Origin of the sequence: Streptococcus pseudopneumoniae, from assembly GCF_001073085.1 — a bacterium.
In the GTDB taxonomy this organism is placed as follows: domain Bacteria; phylum Bacillota; class Bacilli; order Lactobacillales; family Streptococcaceae; genus Streptococcus; species Streptococcus pseudopneumoniae_M.
Genome location: NZ_JVFV01000017.1, coordinates 38,366 through 55,103 on the forward strand (window position 1 = coordinate 38,366; position 16,738 = coordinate 55,103).

The following is a 16,738-nucleotide window of genomic DNA, read 5'->3' on the forward strand; positions in this document are numbered from 1 at the left end:
AGGAAAAGTCTGGGATGAAAGTTCCAGACTTCTCACTATGTTTGACTGATATTTAGAGACAAGACTTTTTCCTTGCATTCTATTGATATTTGATTATGATTAAGAGGGAGACAGTCGGGAGCTACCCAGTCTGTCAGAAATTTCAGGAAGAAATGTAATGATAATGAACTATCAATCAGAAAAAATACTAGAAAGAAGACTGTATGGATAATCGACCAATTGGTTTTTTGGATTCGGGTGTCGGGGGCTTGACGGTTGTGCGTGAACTCATGCGCCAACTTCCTCATGAAGAAATCGTCTATATTGGAGATTCGGCACGGGCTCCCTATGGTCCCCGTCCTGCTGAGCAGATTCGTGAATATACTTGGCAGCTGGTCAACTTTCTTTTGACCAAGGATGTTAAGATGATTGTCATTGCTTGTAATACAGCAACGGCAGTCGTCTGGGAAGAGATTAAAGCTAAGTTGGATATTCCGGTGCTGGGTGTGATTTTGCCTGGTGCATCAGCAGCTATCAAAGCGAGTCAGGGTGGGAAAATCGGTGTGATTGGAACCCCGATGACGGTAAAATCAGATATTTATCGACAAAAGATTCATGATCTAGACCCAGATTTACAAGTGGAAAGCTTGGCCTGCCCTAAGTTTGCTCCCTTGGTCGAGTCAGGTGCTCTATCGACCAGTGTGACCAAGAAAGTTGTCTATGAAACCTTGCGTCCCTTGGTCGGAAAAGTGGATAGCTTGATTTTAGGCTGTACTCATTATCCGCTCCTTAGACCTATCATCCAAAATGTCATGGGGCCTAAGGTTCAGCTGATCGATAGTGGAGCTGAGTGTGTGCGTGATATTTCAGTCTTGCTCAATTACTTTGAGATTAACCGTAGCCGAGATGCGGCGCCCCTTCAACACCGTTTTTATACAACTGCAAATAGCCAAAGTTTTGCCCAGATAGGAGCAGAATGGCTGGAAAAAGAGATTCATGTGGAGCATGTAACATTATGACAAACAAAATTTATGAATACAAGGACGACCAGGACTGGTATGTTGGATCCTACAGTGTTTTTGGTGGCATTCGGACTTTGACGGATGATGACTTAGAGTTTCCTTTGTTTGATTTAGCCAAAATCTTTCGAGATGAGGAGCGAGGATTTCCGCTTTCAGTTACCGTTTTACGATATGGTTCAGACTATCGACTACTCTCCTTTGTGGTAGATATTCTCAACCAAGAAGCGAACCGAAACTTAGAAGTCATTCAACGTCAGGGTGCCTTGCTCTTAGTTGAAAATGGCCAACTCTTGCATGTGGAATTGCCTAAAGAAGGAGTCAACGTTCAAGATTTCTTTGAGACAAATAAGGTCAGAGAAACCTTGTTGATTGCGACTCGTAACGAGGGCAAGACCAAGGAATTTCGTGCTATCTTTGATAAGCTAGGTTATGATGTAGAAAATCTCAATGACTATCCTGACCTGCCTGAAGTAGCTGAAACAGGTATGACCTTTGAAGAAAATGCTCGCCTTAAGGCAGAAACCATCTCTAAATTAACAGGCAAGATGGTTTTAGCTGATGACTCTGGTCTTAAGGTCGATGTCCTCGGTGGATTACCAGGTGTCTGGTCAGCTCGTTTCGCAGGAGTAGGGGCTACTGACCAAGAAAATAATGCTAAACTCTTGCACGAGTTGGCTATGGTCTTTGAACTCAAGGACCGTTCGGCACAATTCCATACAACCCTGGTCGTAGCTAGCCCAGGTAAGGAAAGCTTAGTTGTCGAAGCTGACTGGCCAGGCTACATTAACTTTGAACCTAAGGGTGAAAATGGTTTTGGTTATGATCCTCTTTTCCTAGTAGGAGAAACTGGCAAATCATCAGCTGAATTAACCCTCGAAGAAAAAAATAGCCAGTCCCACCGTGCCTTAGCCGTTAAGAAACTTTTGGAGGTATTTCCATCATGGCAAAGCAAACCATCATTGTAATGAGTGACTCCCACGGAGATAGCTTGATTGTAGAAGAAATACGTGACCGCTATCTTGGGAAAGTCGATGCTATTTTTCACGATGGTGACTCGGAACTTCGCCCAGATTCACCACTCTGGGAAGGAATCCAGGTAGTCAGAGGAAACATGGATTTTTATTCAGACTATCCAGAACGCTTAGTGACTCAACTGGGTCCTACCAAGATCATCCAGACTCATGGACATTTGTTTGATATTAACTTCAACTTCCAAAAGCTTGATTTCTGGGCTCAAGAGGAAGATGCAGATATCTGTCTTTATGGGCACTTACATATCCCAGATGCTTGGATGGAAGGAAAGACTCTCTTTCTAAATCCTGGTTCTATCAGTCAGCCACGTGGTGCAATTAGAGAATGCCTCTACGCTCGTGTGGAGATTGATGATAGCTACTTTAAAGTGGACTTTTTGACACGTGACCATGAGGTATATCCAGGCTTGTCTAAGGAGTTTGCTCGATGATTGCCAAAGAATTTGAACAGTTTTTACTGGAGCAAGAGGAAACCTTTTTAACTCCTGCTGAAAATTTGGCTGTGCTCATTGATACTCACAATGCAGATCATGCAATTCTCCTCCTTAGTCAGATGACCTATACCAGAGTGCCAGTCGTGACGGATGAGAAAAAATTCGTCGGGACTATTGGTCTTAGAGATATTCTTGCCTACCAGATGGAGCAGGGATTGAGTCAAGAAGCCATGGCAGATACAGATATCGTACACATGACCAAGAAGGATGTTGCAGTGGTAGCTCCGGATTATACATTGACAGATGTTTTACATAAGTTAGTGGATGAATCTTTCCTACCAGTTGTTGATAAGGATGGAATTTTCCAAGGGATTATTACACGGAAATCAATCCTTAAGGCTGTCAATGCCCTTCTGCATGATTTTAGTAAGGAATATGAGATTCGAAGCAAATGAGAGAATGGGTTTCAGTATTTTTAGAAGAAAAACAAAATCTATCTAGTAATTCTAAGCAGTCTTATAAGTATGATTTGGAGCAGTTTTTGGATTTTGTTGGAAAACAAATTTCAGAGACAAGTTTAAAAATCTACCAAGCTCAATTATCAAATTTTAAAATGAGTGCCCAAAAGCGGAAAGTTTCTGCTTGCAACCAATTTCTTTACTTTTTATATCAGAAAGGAATGATTGGCACCTTTTACCGTTTGGAATTACCCAAACAGGCTGAGAAAAAACAAGGGAAGTCGGAACTTTTAGACCTCAGTTCTTTCTGGCAAGAAAGTGCTTATCCAGAAGGACGCTTGCTAGCCTTGTTAATAGTAGAATTGGGCCTCTTGCCGAGTGAAATTCTAGCCTTAAAAACAGGGGATGTGAACCTGGATTTTCAAGTTTTGAGAGTCAATAAAGCTTCTCAACAAAGAATCTTGAGCCTTCCCACAAATTTGCTTGCGGAGTTAGAGCCCTTGATGGGGCAGACCTATCTCTTTGAAAAAGCTGGGAAACCGTACTCCCGTCAATGGGCCTTTCGTCAGTTGGAAGCTTTTTTAAAGGAAAAAGGATTTTCAGATTTATCTGCCCAAGGATTGAGAGAACAGTTTATATTAAGACAAATCGAAGAAAAGGTTGACTTGTACGAAATTGCTAAAAAATTAGGATTAAAGACAGTCATGACCTTAGAAAAATATAGATAATGGATATTAAATTAAAAGATTTTGAAGGGCCTTTGGACTTGCTCCTACACTTGGTTTCAAAGTATCAGATGGATATCTATGATGTGCCGATCACAGAGGTTATCGAACAATATCTAGCCTATATCTCTACATTACAAGCTATGCGTTTAGAAGTTGCAGGTGAATACATGGTGATGGCTAGCCAACTGATGCTGATTAAGAGTCGCAAGCTCTTGCCAAAGGTTGCAGAAGTGACGGATTTAGAGGATGACCTAGAGCAGGATCTCCTTTCTCAGATTGAGGAATACCGTAAATTTAAACTTTTGGGAGAGCAGTTGGAAGTGAAGCACCAGGAACGAGCTCAATATTACTCAAAAGCACCTACAGAGTTGATCTATGAGGATGCAGAACTTGTACATGATAAGACGACGATTGATCTTTTCTTAGCCTTTTCAACCTTACTGACCAAGAAAAAGGAAGAATTCTCTAAAAGTCACACAACAATCTTACGAGATGAGTATAAGATTGAAGATATGATGGTCATCGTTCGAGAAGCCTTGGTTGAAGGTCAACAATTATGTTTGCAGGATTTGTTTAAAGAAACCAAGGATTTACAAGAGGTCATTACACTCTTTTTAGCAACCTTGGAGTTGATTAAAACCCAAGAAATTCTCTTGATTCAAAAAGAGAGTTTTGGAGATATTTATCTCATGAAAAAGAATGAAGAAAATCAAGTAGAGCAGAGTCAAGCTTGATAGAGAGGAAATATGAGTACTTTAGCAGAAATAGAAGCACTCCTGTTTGTAGCGGGGGAGGATGGCATTAGAGTCCGTCAGCTAGCTGAGGTCCTATCGCTTCCACCGACTGGGATTCAGCAAAGCTTAGAAAAGTTAGCCCACAAGTATGAAAAAGACCAGGATTCCAGTTTAGCACTGATTGAGACCGGTGGTGCCTACAGATTGGTGACCAAGCCACAATTTGCATTGATTTTAAAAGAATACTCTAAGGCGCCAATCAATCAAAGTCTATCTCGAGCTGCGCTAGAAACCTTGTCCATCATTGCTTACAAGCAGCCTATCACACGGATAGAGATAGATGCTATTCGGGGGGTTAATTCAAGTGGAGCGCTAGCTAAGTTGCAAGCCTTTGACTTGATAAAAGAAGACGGGAAAAAAGAGGTTCTTGGACGCCCTAATCTCTATGTAACGACGGATTATTTCCTAGATTACATGGGCATTAACCATTTGGAAGAGTTGCCCGTGATTGATGAGCTTGATATTCAAGCACAAGAAAGCCAATTATTTGGTGAAAGGATAGAAGAAGATGAGAATCAATAAATATATTGCCCACGCAGGAGTGGCCAGTAGGAGAAAAGCAGAGGAGTTGATCAAGCAAGGCTTGGTAACCGTCAATGGACAGGTAGTACGTGAACTAGCGACAACCATTAAGTCTGGCGATAAGGTTGAGGTTGAAGGTCAACCCATCTATAACGAAGAAAAGGTCTACTATCTACTCAATAAACCACGTGGTGTGATTTCCAGTGTAACGGATGACAAGGGTCGCAAGACTGTTGTTGACCTTTTACCCAATGTTAAAGAACGGATTTATCCGGTAGGGCGTTTGGACTGGGATACATCAGGTGTCTTGATTTTGACAAATGATGGTGACTTTACAGACGAGATGATTCACCCTCGAAATGAGATTGACAAGGTCTATGTTGCGCGTGTAAAAGGAATTGCTAACAAGGAAAATCTTCGTCCTTTGACTCGAGGCGTTGAAATTGAAGGCAAGAAAACCAAGCCAGCTGTTTATGAAATTCTAAAAGTAGATCCAGTAAAAAACCGCTCAGTTGTTCAGTTGACTATCCATGAAGGACGCAATCACCAGGTTAAAAAGATGTTTGAAGCAGTTGGGCTCCAAGTGGATAAGTTGTCTCGGACACGTTTTGGACATTTAGACTTGACAGGACTTCGTCCAGGAGAAGCACGTCGTCTCAATAAAAAAGAAATCAGCCAACTACACACCATGGCTGTAACAAATAATAAATAATGAAAAAAATCTTAATTGCGCCAGTGCGCTTTTACCAACGCTTTATCTCACCAGCCTTTCCCCCCTCTTGTCGCTTTGAGCCTACCTGTTCCAACTATATGATTCAGGCTATTGAAAAACATGGATTAAAGGGAGTTTTGATGGGCTTGGCTAGGATATTACGTTGCCATCCTTGGTCTGAAACGGGTAAAGACCCCGTACCAGATCACTTTTCATTAAAGCGGAATACAAGAGAAGAAGGATCACATTTGTGATTCTTTTATTGTTATAAGAGTAAGTTACTTGGTAAAATGTTGATTCCCACTACCCTTCTCCTATAAAAAGTGGTAAAATGGTTGAAAGAAAGAAGGGATAGAAATGACAACATTATTTTCTAAAATCAAAGAAGTAACAGAACTTCCCGCTATCTCAGGTCATGAAGCACCTGTTCGCGCTTATCTTCGTGAAAAATTAACACCTCACGTGGATAAAGTTGTGACTGATGGCTTGGGTGGTATTTTTGGGGTTAAACACTCAGAAGTTGAAAATGCCCCTCGTGTCTTGGTAGCCTCTCACATGGATGAAGTTGGTTTTATGGTTAGTGAAATCAAGCCAGACGGGACCTTCCGAGTAGTCAGCATTGGTGGTTGGAACCCTATGGTTGTTAGCAGCCAGCGTTTTAAACTTTTTACGCGCCAAGGACGTGAAATTCCAGTCATCTCAGGTTCAGTACCTCCACATTTGACTCGAGGCACAGGTGGCCCAACTATGCCAGCTATTTCAGATATCGTTTTTGACGGTGGTTTTGCGGATAAGGAAGAAGCTGAAAGTTTTGGTATCCGTCCTGGGGACACAATCGTGCCAGATAGTAGTGCGATTCTAACTGCTAATGAAAAAAATATCATCTCAAAAGCATGGGATAACCGTTACGGTGTGCTTATGGTTAGCGAATTAGCTGAAAACTTGTCAGGCCAAAAACTAGGAAATGAACTTTACCTCGGTGCAAATGTGCAAGAGGAAGTTGGACTTCGTGGTGCCCATGCATCTACAACAAAATTTGATCCAGAAGTATTCCTTGCGGTGGATTGCTCACCAGCAGGTGATGTTTATGGTGGTCAAGGGAAGATTGGTGATGGAACCTTGATTCGTTTCTACGATCCAGGTCACTTGCTTCTCCCAGGCATGAAGGACTTCCTTTTGACAACTGCTGAAGAAGCTGGAATCAAGTACCAATACTATTGTGGAAAAGGTGGTACAGATGCAGGAGCAGCTCATTTGAAAAATGGTGGTGTTCCATCTACAACAATCGGTGTCTGCGCTCGTTATATCCACTCTCATCAAACCCTTTATGCCATGGATGATTTCCTTGAAGCCCAAGCTTTCCTACAAGCCTTGGTGAAGAAATTAGATCGCTCTACTGTAGATTTGATCAAGAATTACTAAACTAAAAAGATGGAGATAATAGGTATGGGAGAACAAAACCTAGAAACCTTGATACGGGACCTTTACAATCATGCCCGTCAAAACTTGAGTGAAGATTTAGTGGCTGCACTCCTAGAAACTGCTAAGCAATTGCCCAGCACCAATGAGCGCTTGCTTGCAGTCCGACTTTCAGGGCTAGTCACACTTGAACTCCTCAAGAATCCTAGAACACCTGCGCCAGAGTTAGTCAATCTGGCCAGTTTTATCCAAAAGGAAGAAGCAAGGTACAAGGGTGCAGCTGCCTCTTCCATTATGATTGGAGAGCTATTTAAAATGCTTTGATTCGAAAGAATCAAAGCATTTTTTTATCTTAAATTTGTTCAGCCAAAACCTTTTCAGCAAGGTTCATAGCGTGGTCTGACACACGAGTATAGTGTGAAATGATGTCGATAAAGTTGACACCTGCTTGGGTAGAACATTCACCATTGTTTAGGCGCTTGATGTGAGTCTTACGAAGGACACGTTCCATCTTGTTGATGGCTTCATGGCGTTCAATAAGAGCTTGAGCTTTTTCAAGGTCATTGTTTTCAATACTTTCAAGAGCATCTTTAACGAAATCGCTTGTTTGACGGTAAATTTCTTCCAACTCTTCTAGGGCTGAGTTAGAGAATTGAACATTCTTGCGTTGCAAGTAGTCGTTAAGATTAATCAAAGCTTCAGCGTGGTCACCGATACGTTCCAAGTCTCGAGAAGAGTCAAGGATGTTGGTTAAGACTTCACTTTCTTTTTGGCTCAATGCTTCACTAGATAGACTAATGAGGTAACGTGTTAATTTCTCGTCGATTGTGTTGATAGCTTCTTCAGTCTTGTGTCCTTTTTCTGCGACTTTTTCATTAGAATTGATAATGTAGTCGTAAGAAAGGTCAAATGCTTTTACAGCATAGTTTCCTAGGTGCAAGAGTTCTTTCTTGGCATTTCCTAGGGCGATAGAAGGAGCTTGCTTGATGAGTTGTTCATCCAGGTAAAGAGGTTCGTATTTAACAACTTCGTCTTCACCAGGGATTAGCTTAGTAACGAAGTAAGCCAAAGCACCGATGAATGGGAATTGTACAATGGTGTTACTTACGTTAAAGGCACCGTGTGAGAAGGCAATCGTCATCTCAGGTGAGAGGTGAAGTAGTGCCTGGAAGTACTCGATCATCGAAGTGAATGGGCCTAACAAGATTAAGCAGAGGATGGTTCCTAAAACGTTAAAGGTAACGTGTGTTGCTGCAACTCGTTTAGCAGAGATGTTTGCTCCGGCTGCTGCGATAATAACTGTTAAGGTTGTACCGATATTATCTCCGAATAGGACTGGTAGTGCCCCTTTGAGGTCGAGGAATCCACCTGCATAAAGACCTTGTAGGATCCCGATGGTTGCAGAAGAAGCCTGAATCAGAACGGTAATAACTGCACCAGCCACAACTCCCAAGGTAGGGTTTTGACCCAAAGTAACCATGTATTCCTTAAATTGAGGCAAGTCTTTAAGAGGGCTCATCCCAGCACTAATGAGGTTGAGGGCATAGAAGATACCACCCACACCAAAAAGGATACGTCCAATATTATTTGCAGTACGGTTTTTTGTAAAGAATAAGAACATGGTTCCAAGGAAAATCAAGGGTAGGGCATACTCGCCAAGTTTGAAACCGATGATGAAGGATGTTACGGTCGTTCCAATATTGGCTCCCATGATAATCCCGATGGCCTGTCTAAGGGTGAGGAGACTAGCACTGACTAGTCCAACCGTAATAACCGTTACACCTGTACTTGACTGGATTAGGGCAGTGACGACAATCCCCACTAAAACCCCTAAGAAGGGATTACTTGTGTACTTGTCAATGTAATATCGAAGGCGGTCTCCAGCAGCTTGTTGCAAACCGTCTCCCATGGTCTTGATACTATATAAAAATAGACCCAGACCACCTAAAAAGTGAAAAATAATTTCCTGCCAATTAATGGACATTTTCTTTTTCCTCCGAAAAATAATCGCGGAATTTCTCCCATTCTATTTTAAAGGATAAAAGTAAATCTAACAAGTAGTAAATGCTCTTTTTTGAGAAAAATGTTGATTTTATTCGAAAAATGGTCAATGATTGTCTAATTTATATTAATTCTTCACTTCTTTATAGTTCTTGAAGGGCTAGTGTTGACTCTTTTTCTAAATATCGTAAAATGAAAATGACCTGTTCTGTGTATTTTTGGAACAGCTACTTTTTTAATTCAAAAATAAAGCGCTTACTTTCATGAGAAAGTCAAAGGAGAAAAAAATGAAGAATCCATTTTTTGAAAAACATTGTCGCTATAGTATTCGGAAATTGTCAGTGGGTGCCTGCTCATTGATAATTGGTTCCGTTCTATTTGCAGGTCCAGCTTTGGCTGAAGAGTCTGTCGTTCCAGAAAATGGGGCAACAACTACAGCAGTAGCTTCAGAGCAACCGTCAACCACTACTCCAGCAGAAGCAACTACACCAGCACCAGAAGTATTGAAGGAGCTGGAAGCGACGGAAGATAAGACAAGCGAGCAGCCTGTTTCAGAAGAGAAACCAAGTTTGGATCAATTGACTGCAGCTGATAAGGAAGCAACTAGTCCAGTTGCTGAAACGCCTAAGGCTGAAGAAACGCCTGCAACTACAGAAAACAAGCCAGAAGAAAAAGCTACTGTCGCTGACGTTCCTAAGAAAGAAGAAAAAAGTCTTCGACCAAAAGAAATTAAGTTTGACACATGGGAAGATTTGTTGAAATGGGAACCAGGTGCTCGCGAAGACGATGCTATTAACCGCTCTTCAGTAGAACTAGCCAAACGCTATCGTGGACATGTAGTCAACGAAAAAGCTAATAAGGACGCTAAGGTTGAAGCTCTTGCTAACACTAACTCTAAGGCTAAAGACCATGCTTCTGTAGGTGGTGAAGAGTTTAAAGCCTACGCTTTCGACTACTGGCAGTACTTGAATTCCATGGTCTTCTGGGAAGGGCTGGTTCCAACTCCGGATGTGATTGATGCTGGTCACCGTAATGGTGTCCCTGTATTGGGTACCTTATTCTTTAACTGGTCAAATAGCATTGCAGACCAAGAAAAATTTGCCGCAGCCCTTCAACAAGACGAAGACGGAACTTTCCCTATCGCTCGTAAGTTGGTTGATTTGGCTAAATACTATGGTTTTGATGGCTACTTTATCAACCAAGAAACAACAGGTGATATCGTGACGCCTCTTGGTAAGAAAATGCGTGACTTCATGCTTTATACCAAGGAATATGCAGCTCAAGTTAATCATCCAGTCAAATATTCTTGGTATGACGCCATGACCTATGAATATGGTCGTTATCATGAAGATGGACTTGGTGAATACAATTACCAATTCATGGAAAAAGAGGGAGACAAGGTTCCTGCGGATCACTTCTTTGCCAACTTTAACTGGACCAAAGAGAAAAATGATTACTCTGTAACTATGGCAAAATGGCTTGGACGTAGTCAATATGATGTTTTTGCAGGTTTGGAATTGCAACAAGGTGGTTCCTACAAGACAAAAGTGAAATGGGATGCCCTTCTAGATGAAAATGGCAAGCTCCGCTTATCACTTGGCCTCTTTGCACCTGATACTATCACGAGTCTTGGTAAGACAGGCGAAGACTATCATAAGAATGAAAACATATTCTTTACAGGTTATCAAGGAGATCCAACTGGTCAAAAACCAGAGGACAAGGACTGGTACGGGATTGCCAACCTCGTAGCTGACCGCACACCAGCAGTTGGACGTAGCTTCACAACATCCTTTAACACTGGACATGGTAAAAAATGGTTTGTAGACGGTAAAGTCTCTAAGGATTCTGAATGGAACTATCGTTCTGTATCAGGTATCTTGCCTACATGGCGCTGGTGGCAAACATCCTCAGCTGCTAAACTCCAAGCTGACTATGACTTTGAAGATGCCTACAATGGAGGAAACTCACTTAAGTTTGCGGGTGATTTAGCTGAAAATACTAACCAAGATGTTCGTCTCTACTCTACAAAACTGGAAGTAACAGATAAAACGAAACTCCGTGTCGCCCATAAAGGCGGTAAGGGAAGCAAGGTCTATGTAGAATTTGCGACTCAGAAAAACTATACTTATGGTGGCGAGAATGCTCGTAAAGAGCTGACTCTATCTGACAATTGGACAAAAGACGAATTTGACTTGAGTGCCTTGGCAGGTCAGACTATTTACGGTATCAAGCTCACTTTTGAAAATACTGCTGCTCTTAAGGATTACCAATTTAACTTGGGTGAGTTGACAGTGTCAGATAATCAAGAATCACCCCAAGCACCAACTGCTCTTAAAGTAACTAAACAATCTCTGAAAAATGCTCAAGAAGCGGAAGCCATTGTTCAATTTACAGGTAACAAGGATGCTGACTTCTATGAAGTTTATGAGAAGGATGGTGATGCTTGGCGCCTATTGACAGGTTCATCTGCAACTACGATCTACCTACCAAAAGTTAGCCGTTCAGCTAGTGCAACTGGTACTAGTCAAGAGTTGAAGGTTGTCGCAGTTGGGAAGAATGGCCTTCGTTCTGAAGCAGCAACTACAAACTTCGAGTGGGGAATGACTGTCCAAGATACAAGCCTTCCAAGACCATTAGCAACAAACATTGTTCCAGGAGCGACTGTTATCGGAAGTACCTTCCCAAATACAGAAGGCGGCGAAGGTATCGAAGGTATGTTGAATGGAACTATCACTAGCTTATCTGATAAATGGTCTTCTGCTCAATTGAGTGGTAGCGTTGATATTCGTTTGACACAACCACGCCGTGTTGTTAGATGGGTCATGGACCACGCAGGAGCTGGTGGAGAGTCTGTTAATGATGGCTTGATGAACACCAAAGACTTTGACCTTTACTACAAAGATGAAGCAGGCGAATGGAAACTAGCTAAAGCTGTTCGTGGCAATAAAGCCCATGTTTCGGATATCACCCTTGATAGCCCAATCACTGCGCAAGACTGGCGCTTGAACGTCATCACGTCTGACAATGGAACACCGTGGAAAGCCATTCGTATCTACAACTGGAAGATGTATGAAACTCTTGATACGGAGAGCCAAAACATTCCAATGAGTAAAGTTGCAGCGCGTCTTCTAACTGACAATAAGGTTCAGCTCGGCTTCTCAGAAGTTCCTGCTGGGGCAACCATCACAGTCTATGACAAGGCAGATTCACAAACTCCAATCGCTACCTTAAATACAGCAGTTGGAGGGGATTTGGCGACAGAACCATTGAGCTTTGAAAAACGTCCAAGCCTTCTTTACTACCGAACACAATTGCCAGGGAAAGAAATCAGTAATACTCTTGCTGCGACGATTCCTCAGGATGAAAGAAAGATTAAGGCTGTCAGTCTAGAAGTAGCACCTAAAAAGACGACTTACCAAGATGGTGAGGAATTAAATCTTAAAGGTGGTCTTCTCCGTGTCAAATACGAAGGTGAAGAATCAGATGAAGTCATCAACCTTAGTCATGCAGGAGTTACTGTTAATGGCTACGATGCTCACCATCATGGCGAACAAGAGTTAACAGTAACCTATCTTGGTCTTCCAGTTGCAGGTAGCTTTAAGGTTCAAGTCACTGGTGAAGAAACTGGTCCAAAAGAAGTCGCAGCCTTGTATATTAGCAAACAACCGAAAATTGACTACTTGGTAGGTGATGCTCTAGACTTATCAGAAGGACGTTTCAAGGTCTTGTATGATGATGAGACGGAGACTGAACATAGCTTTACAGACCAAGGAGTCAAAATTACAGGTTATGATTCTCAAAAAACAGGCCGTCAAAAACTTCAGTTGCACTATCAAGGACAAACTGTCGACTTTGATGTTCTAGTATCACCTAAGGCAGCCATTAACGACGAATATCTGAAACAAGAAATCACATCTGCTCAAGGACGCAAAGAAACAATAGCTTATACATTTGCTGATGCAGCAAAACAAGCAGCTCTTGCTGAGAAGCTTGATGCAGCGAAAGCTATCTTAGAAAATCATGATGCTAGTCAAGAAGCAGTCAACCAGGCCTTGAATGACTTGAAACAAGCTGGTACTGAATTGGATGGCAATCAACGTTATCAAACTGCTAGAGAAGAATTGGAAAGCTTGCTCGAATCTGTCCTTGAAAAAGATCCTAAATCGGAGTTGATTGCGCAAGCTGAAGATTTATTATCTTCACAAACACCAACTCCAGAATCCTTTGCGGACATGAAAGAAAAGCTGAATAAGAAACTAGCTTCTGCAGAAGAAAGTCATCATGTGGGTAGCTTAGAAGAAGGAGAAACTGCGCCAACAGTTGAAGCGCTACCTGAGTTAGTGATTGAAACAGAAACTCAAGCCTTCGAACGCCAAGAACGTCCATCAGGAGACCTCTTGTTGGGTGAACGTCGTATTGTTCAGGTAGGTGTAGAAGGTCAGACTCGTCGTCTGATTGAAGTAGATGCCAAAGGTAACCGTACTCTTCTTAAGACAGAAGTAGTCAAGGAGGCAGTTGCAGAAATCACTGAAGTTGGTACTAAGGTAGAAAGCCGTGTTCAACCGCTAGACGGTCCAAAAGTCTTAGAAGTTAAGAAACCAAGCTTGGTTGTGGAAGAAGAAGTTCTTGCATTTGGACATGAAGAAGGAGTAAATCCTAGCCTCCCATTAGGAGAACGACGCTTGGTTCAAGTAGGAGTTGCAGGCCTTCGTAGAAACCTTGTAGAGATTGATTCTGAAGGACATCGCAGTCTTAAGGGAACGGAAGTTCTCAAGGAAGCCGTAACTGAGATTGTTGAAGTCGGTACAAAAGTAGTCAAAGTACTAGGTGACAGACCAATTACACCTGCTCCAGCGACTCAAGATACTAAGAAGGAAACTACAAAAACAGAACCTAAGGCTGAAACATCCGTTTCGCCAGTTCAAGCAAGCCAAGCAGCGAAGCAAGAACCAGCAAAAACAGAAGCACAAGTTGAAAAAACTGAAGGAAAACAACTTCCAAGTACAGGTACAGAAGTAGATGCAAATCTTCTTGCCCTTGGCTTGGTCGGAGTTTTAAGTGGTTTTGGCTTGCTAACTCAAAAGAAAAAAGAAGATTAAGATAGAGAGTGTATCTAACACTGACTTCATATTAATGAAAAAGATTTGACTTTTAAGAGTCAAATCTTTTTGTATAGGGGAGGAGAATAAAAATGGTAGAGTATTCTGTCGTAGTTACAAGCACTGTCCTGATTTAATCGAGAAAAATTGTTGTGGATAAAAGTTTAAGGTTTTGCTATCTCTTTTATTGATTTTGTGATATAATTAACACGTAAAAAAAATTAAGGAGTCTTTCCAAATGGCAAAATTGACTGTTAAAGACGTTGAGTTGAAAGGGAAAAAAGTTCTCGTTCGTGTTGACTTCAACGTTCCTGTAAAAGATGGCGTGATTACTAATGACAACCGTATCACTGCAGCTCTTCCAACTATCAAGTACATCCTTGAACAAGGTGGACGTGCAATCCTCTTCTCTCACCTTGGACGTGTAAAAGAAGAAGCAGACAAAGCTGGTAAATCACTTGCTCCTGTAGCTGCTGACTTGGCTGCTAAATTGGGTCAAGAAGTTACATTCCTTCCAGGTGTTACTCGTGGTGCTGAATTGGAAGCGGCTATCAACGCTCTTGAAGATGGACAAGTTCTTTTGGTTGAAAACACTCGTTTTGAAGATGTTGACGGTAAGAAAGAATCTAAAAACGATCCTGAACTTGGTAAATACTGGGCATCACTTGGAGATGGTATCTTCGTAAACGATGCATTCGGTACTGCTCACCGTGCACACGCATCTAACGTTGGTATCTCAGCAAACGTTGAAAAAGCAGTCGCTGGATTCCTTCTTGAAAACGAAATTGCTTACATCCAAGAAGCAGTTGAAGCTCCAGAACGTCCATTCGTGGCTATCCTTGGTGGTTCAAAAGTTTCAGACAAGATCGGTGTTATCGAAAACTTGCTTGAAAAAGCTGATAAAGTTCTTATCGGTGGTGGTATGACTTACACATTCTACAAAGCACAAGGTATCGAAATCGGTAACTCACTTGTAGAAGAAGATAAATTGGATGTTGCGAAAGCTCTTCTTGAAAAAGCAAACGGCAAATTGATCTTGCCAGTTGACTCAAAAGAAGCGAACGCATTTGCTGACTACACTGAAGTGAAAGACACTGAAGGTGAAGCAGTTGACCCAGGTTTCCTTGGTCTTGACATCGGTCCAAAATCTATCGCTAAATTTGACGAAGCTTTGACTGGTGCTAAAACAGTTGTATGGAACGGACCTATGGGTGTATTTGAAAACCCTGACTTCCAAGCTGGTACAATCGGTGTAATGGACGCTATCGTGAAACAACCAGGCGTTAAATCAATCATCGGTGGTGGTGATTCAGCTGCCGCAGCTATCAACCTTGGTCGTGCAGACAAGTTCTCATGGATCTCTACTGGTGGTGGAGCATCAATGGAACTTCTTGAAGGTAAAGTTCTTCCAGGATTGGCTGCACTTACAGAAAAATAATTTCAGCCCGCTAGTCTCTATAAAATCCTGATTTTGTAGAAAAAGGAACAAAACTGAAACGTTAACAAAAAGGTGGCTCTGTCACCTTTTTGTGTTAGTGGATGTATTTGTGACGCGGTGGTGGAGCATCAGAACTCCTTGATACTGAACAATGGCAAAAGTTAGTGATTTTTAACAATTGTTGATGTTGATGATAGAAAATTAACTTTAGACTGATACAAGGCGATGAAGCGTTATTCGTATCACAACAAATTTACATGTTATAAGGAAAGAAAATTGAACGAATGAAAAAATGACCGCTAGGATTCAAATCTTAGCGGTTTGGTTTTTCTTTCACGGTTTTTATTAGTAATTGGAAGGCTTCTAATAGCTGTTCTTGACTCGTTTGTGGGAGTTGAGTTAATTGATCAGCTAATAACTCTAGATGTGGATTCTTTTGGGTTATACGGCTTTCAAATAGCTCTGATGGTGTGATATTAAGAGCTGTGATAATCTTTTCAAGTGTATCAATCTTTATATTTGAACCCTTTGTTTCAAGGTTGGAAATATAATCTATACCCACACCAGCCTTTTCACTGAGCTTTTGTTGACTTAATCTTTTTTCTTTGCGAATGGTACGAATTTTTTGACCGATATATTTTTTTAATTGAATAGGTTCCATGTTTTACCTCGTTTATCTACCATAATACAAGGAATAAAAGCAGAAAATAACCAGTGTGCAAACAAATATTTACAAAAATATTGTCTATAAACTAAAATCGTGTTAAAATACTGGTATAAAATATGTAAAATTGCATGATATACTACGTATGCCATGGTTTGACTTAACAGTCAAACCAATCCTATTATGTGACTTTCAGTCCGTCTCGCTCCGTTAGGTGCGAGACAAAAGAACCACCCGCTATGCGGGTGCGCATCGAAGGTTATACCAAAAAACTCCAAACGCGATACAATTAAGGTGTTCAAGCCAATTGTAAAGCGAAAGGAGAAAAATATGGCTCAAAAAGCACATAGTTTATCACACACAAAATGGATGTGTTATATCACATTGTGTTCACCCCTAAGTATAGACGAAAAGTGATCTATAATCAATATCGAAGT

15 protein-coding genes and 1 pseudogene are annotated in these 16,738 nt (G+C 41.4%); 14 read left to right on the forward strand and 2 right to left on the reverse strand.

The features are described from left to right. The first annotated feature begins 203 nt into the window (after positions 1-203). The 11 genes from racE to ADH90_RS03870 all read left to right on the forward strand — a co-directional run bounded on the left by racE (position 204) and on the right by ADH90_RS03870 (position 7,423). On the forward strand, positions 204-998 hold the full coding sequence (gene racE / locus ADH90_RS03820; RefSeq protein ID WP_049503242.1) for a glutamate racemase: 795 nt from the start codon (positions 204-206) through the stop codon (positions 996-998). Further along, the gene (locus tag ADH90_RS03825) at positions 995-1,966 is read left to right on the forward strand and encodes a nucleoside-triphosphate diphosphatase (RefSeq protein ID WP_049530036.1); all 972 of its coding nucleotides are present in this window, start codon (positions 995-997) and stop codon (positions 1,964-1,966) included. Before racE ends, ADH90_RS03825 begins: the two co-directional genes overlap by 4 nt. Then, positions 1,942-2,463: a metallophosphoesterase gene (locus tag ADH90_RS03830; RefSeq protein WP_006150069.1), complete on the forward strand. Its 522-nt coding sequence runs from the start codon at positions 1,942-1,944 to the stop codon at positions 2,461-2,463. Before ADH90_RS03825 ends, ADH90_RS03830 begins: the two co-directional genes overlap by 25 nt. Beyond that, entirely contained in the window at positions 2,460-2,921 is a 462-nt protein-coding gene (gene cbpB, locus ADH90_RS03835; protein ID WP_049530037.1) for a cyclic-di-AMP-binding protein CbpB, read from the forward strand. The genes ADH90_RS03830 and cbpB overlap by 4 nt, the downstream gene beginning before the upstream one ends. Then, entirely contained in the window at positions 2,918-3,652 is a 735-nt protein-coding gene (xerD, locus tag ADH90_RS03840; RefSeq protein ID WP_049530038.1) for a site-specific tyrosine recombinase XerD, read from the forward strand. The genes cbpB and xerD overlap by 4 nt, the downstream gene beginning before the upstream one ends. Continuing rightward, entirely contained in the window at positions 3,652-4,386 is a 735-nt protein-coding gene (locus ADH90_RS03845) for a segregation/condensation protein A (protein ID WP_016466838.1), read from the forward strand. Before xerD ends, ADH90_RS03845 begins: the two co-directional genes overlap by 1 nt. Positions 4,387-4,398: 12 nt before the next feature. After that, positions 4,399-4,968 (forward strand): SMC-Scp complex subunit ScpB, encoded by a 570-nt coding sequence (scpB, locus tag ADH90_RS03850; protein ID WP_049530039.1) that lies wholly within the window; start codon positions 4,399-4,401, stop codon positions 4,966-4,968. Further along, the gene (locus ADH90_RS03855; RefSeq protein ID WP_049503236.1) at positions 4,955-5,680 is read left to right on the forward strand and encodes a pseudouridine synthase; all 726 of its coding nucleotides are present in this window, start codon (positions 4,955-4,957) and stop codon (positions 5,678-5,680) included. The genes scpB and ADH90_RS03855 overlap by 14 nt, the downstream gene beginning before the upstream one ends. Further along, positions 5,680-5,934 (forward strand): membrane protein insertion efficiency factor YidD, encoded by a 255-nt coding sequence (yidD, locus tag ADH90_RS03860; RefSeq protein ID WP_049530040.1) that lies wholly within the window; start codon positions 5,680-5,682, stop codon positions 5,932-5,934. The genes ADH90_RS03855 and yidD overlap by 1 nt, the downstream gene beginning before the upstream one ends. Before the next feature lie 103 nt (positions 5,935-6,037). Next, positions 6,038-7,102 carry a glutamyl aminopeptidase gene (gene pepA, locus ADH90_RS03865; RefSeq protein ID WP_049530041.1) on the forward strand — a complete coding sequence of 355 codons (1,065 nt, stop codon included), beginning with the start codon at positions 6,038-6,040 and terminating at the stop codon, positions 7,100-7,102. 24 nt (positions 7,103-7,126) lie between these two features. Continuing rightward, the gene (locus ADH90_RS03870; RefSeq protein WP_049530042.1) at positions 7,127-7,423 is read left to right on the forward strand and encodes an enterocin immunity protein; all 297 of its coding nucleotides are present in this window, start codon (positions 7,127-7,129) and stop codon (positions 7,421-7,423) included. A 28-nt stretch (positions 7,424-7,451) separates the two neighbouring features. Here the strand turns inward: ADH90_RS03870 and ADH90_RS03875 are convergent, their stop codons facing one another. Continuing rightward, positions 7,452-9,083 (reverse strand): Na/Pi cotransporter family protein, encoded by a 1,632-nt coding sequence (locus ADH90_RS03875; protein WP_049530043.1) that lies wholly within the window; start codon positions 9,081-9,083, stop codon positions 7,452-7,454. Between the two features lie 304 nt (positions 9,084-9,387). Between ADH90_RS03875 and ADH90_RS03880 the strand changes: the two genes are divergently transcribed. Both ADH90_RS03880 and ADH90_RS03885 read left to right on the forward strand, forming a co-directional pair. Beyond that, the gene (locus ADH90_RS03880) at positions 9,388-14,199 is read left to right on the forward strand and encodes an endo-beta-N-acetylglucosaminidase (RefSeq protein WP_049530044.1); all 4,812 of its coding nucleotides are present in this window, start codon (positions 9,388-9,390) and stop codon (positions 14,197-14,199) included. Between the two features lie 238 nt (positions 14,200-14,437). Beyond that, complete coding sequence (locus ADH90_RS03885; RefSeq protein WP_001096781.1) at positions 14,438-15,637, forward strand: phosphoglycerate kinase; 1,200 nt, start codon at positions 14,438-14,440, stop codon at positions 15,635-15,637. A 313-nt stretch (positions 15,638-15,950) separates the two neighbouring features. Here ADH90_RS03885 and ADH90_RS03890 read toward each other — a convergent pair whose 3' ends face one another. Next, a complete protein-coding gene (locus ADH90_RS03890) occupies positions 15,951-16,298 on the reverse strand; it encodes a helix-turn-helix domain-containing protein (RefSeq protein ID WP_049530045.1) in 348 nt (115 codons plus the stop codon). A gap of 333 nt (positions 16,299-16,631) precedes the next feature. Between ADH90_RS03890 and ADH90_RS10775 the strand changes: the two are divergent. Further along, positions 16,632-16,738 (forward strand): annotated as a pseudogene (locus ADH90_RS10775) (transposase); the annotation flags it as partial.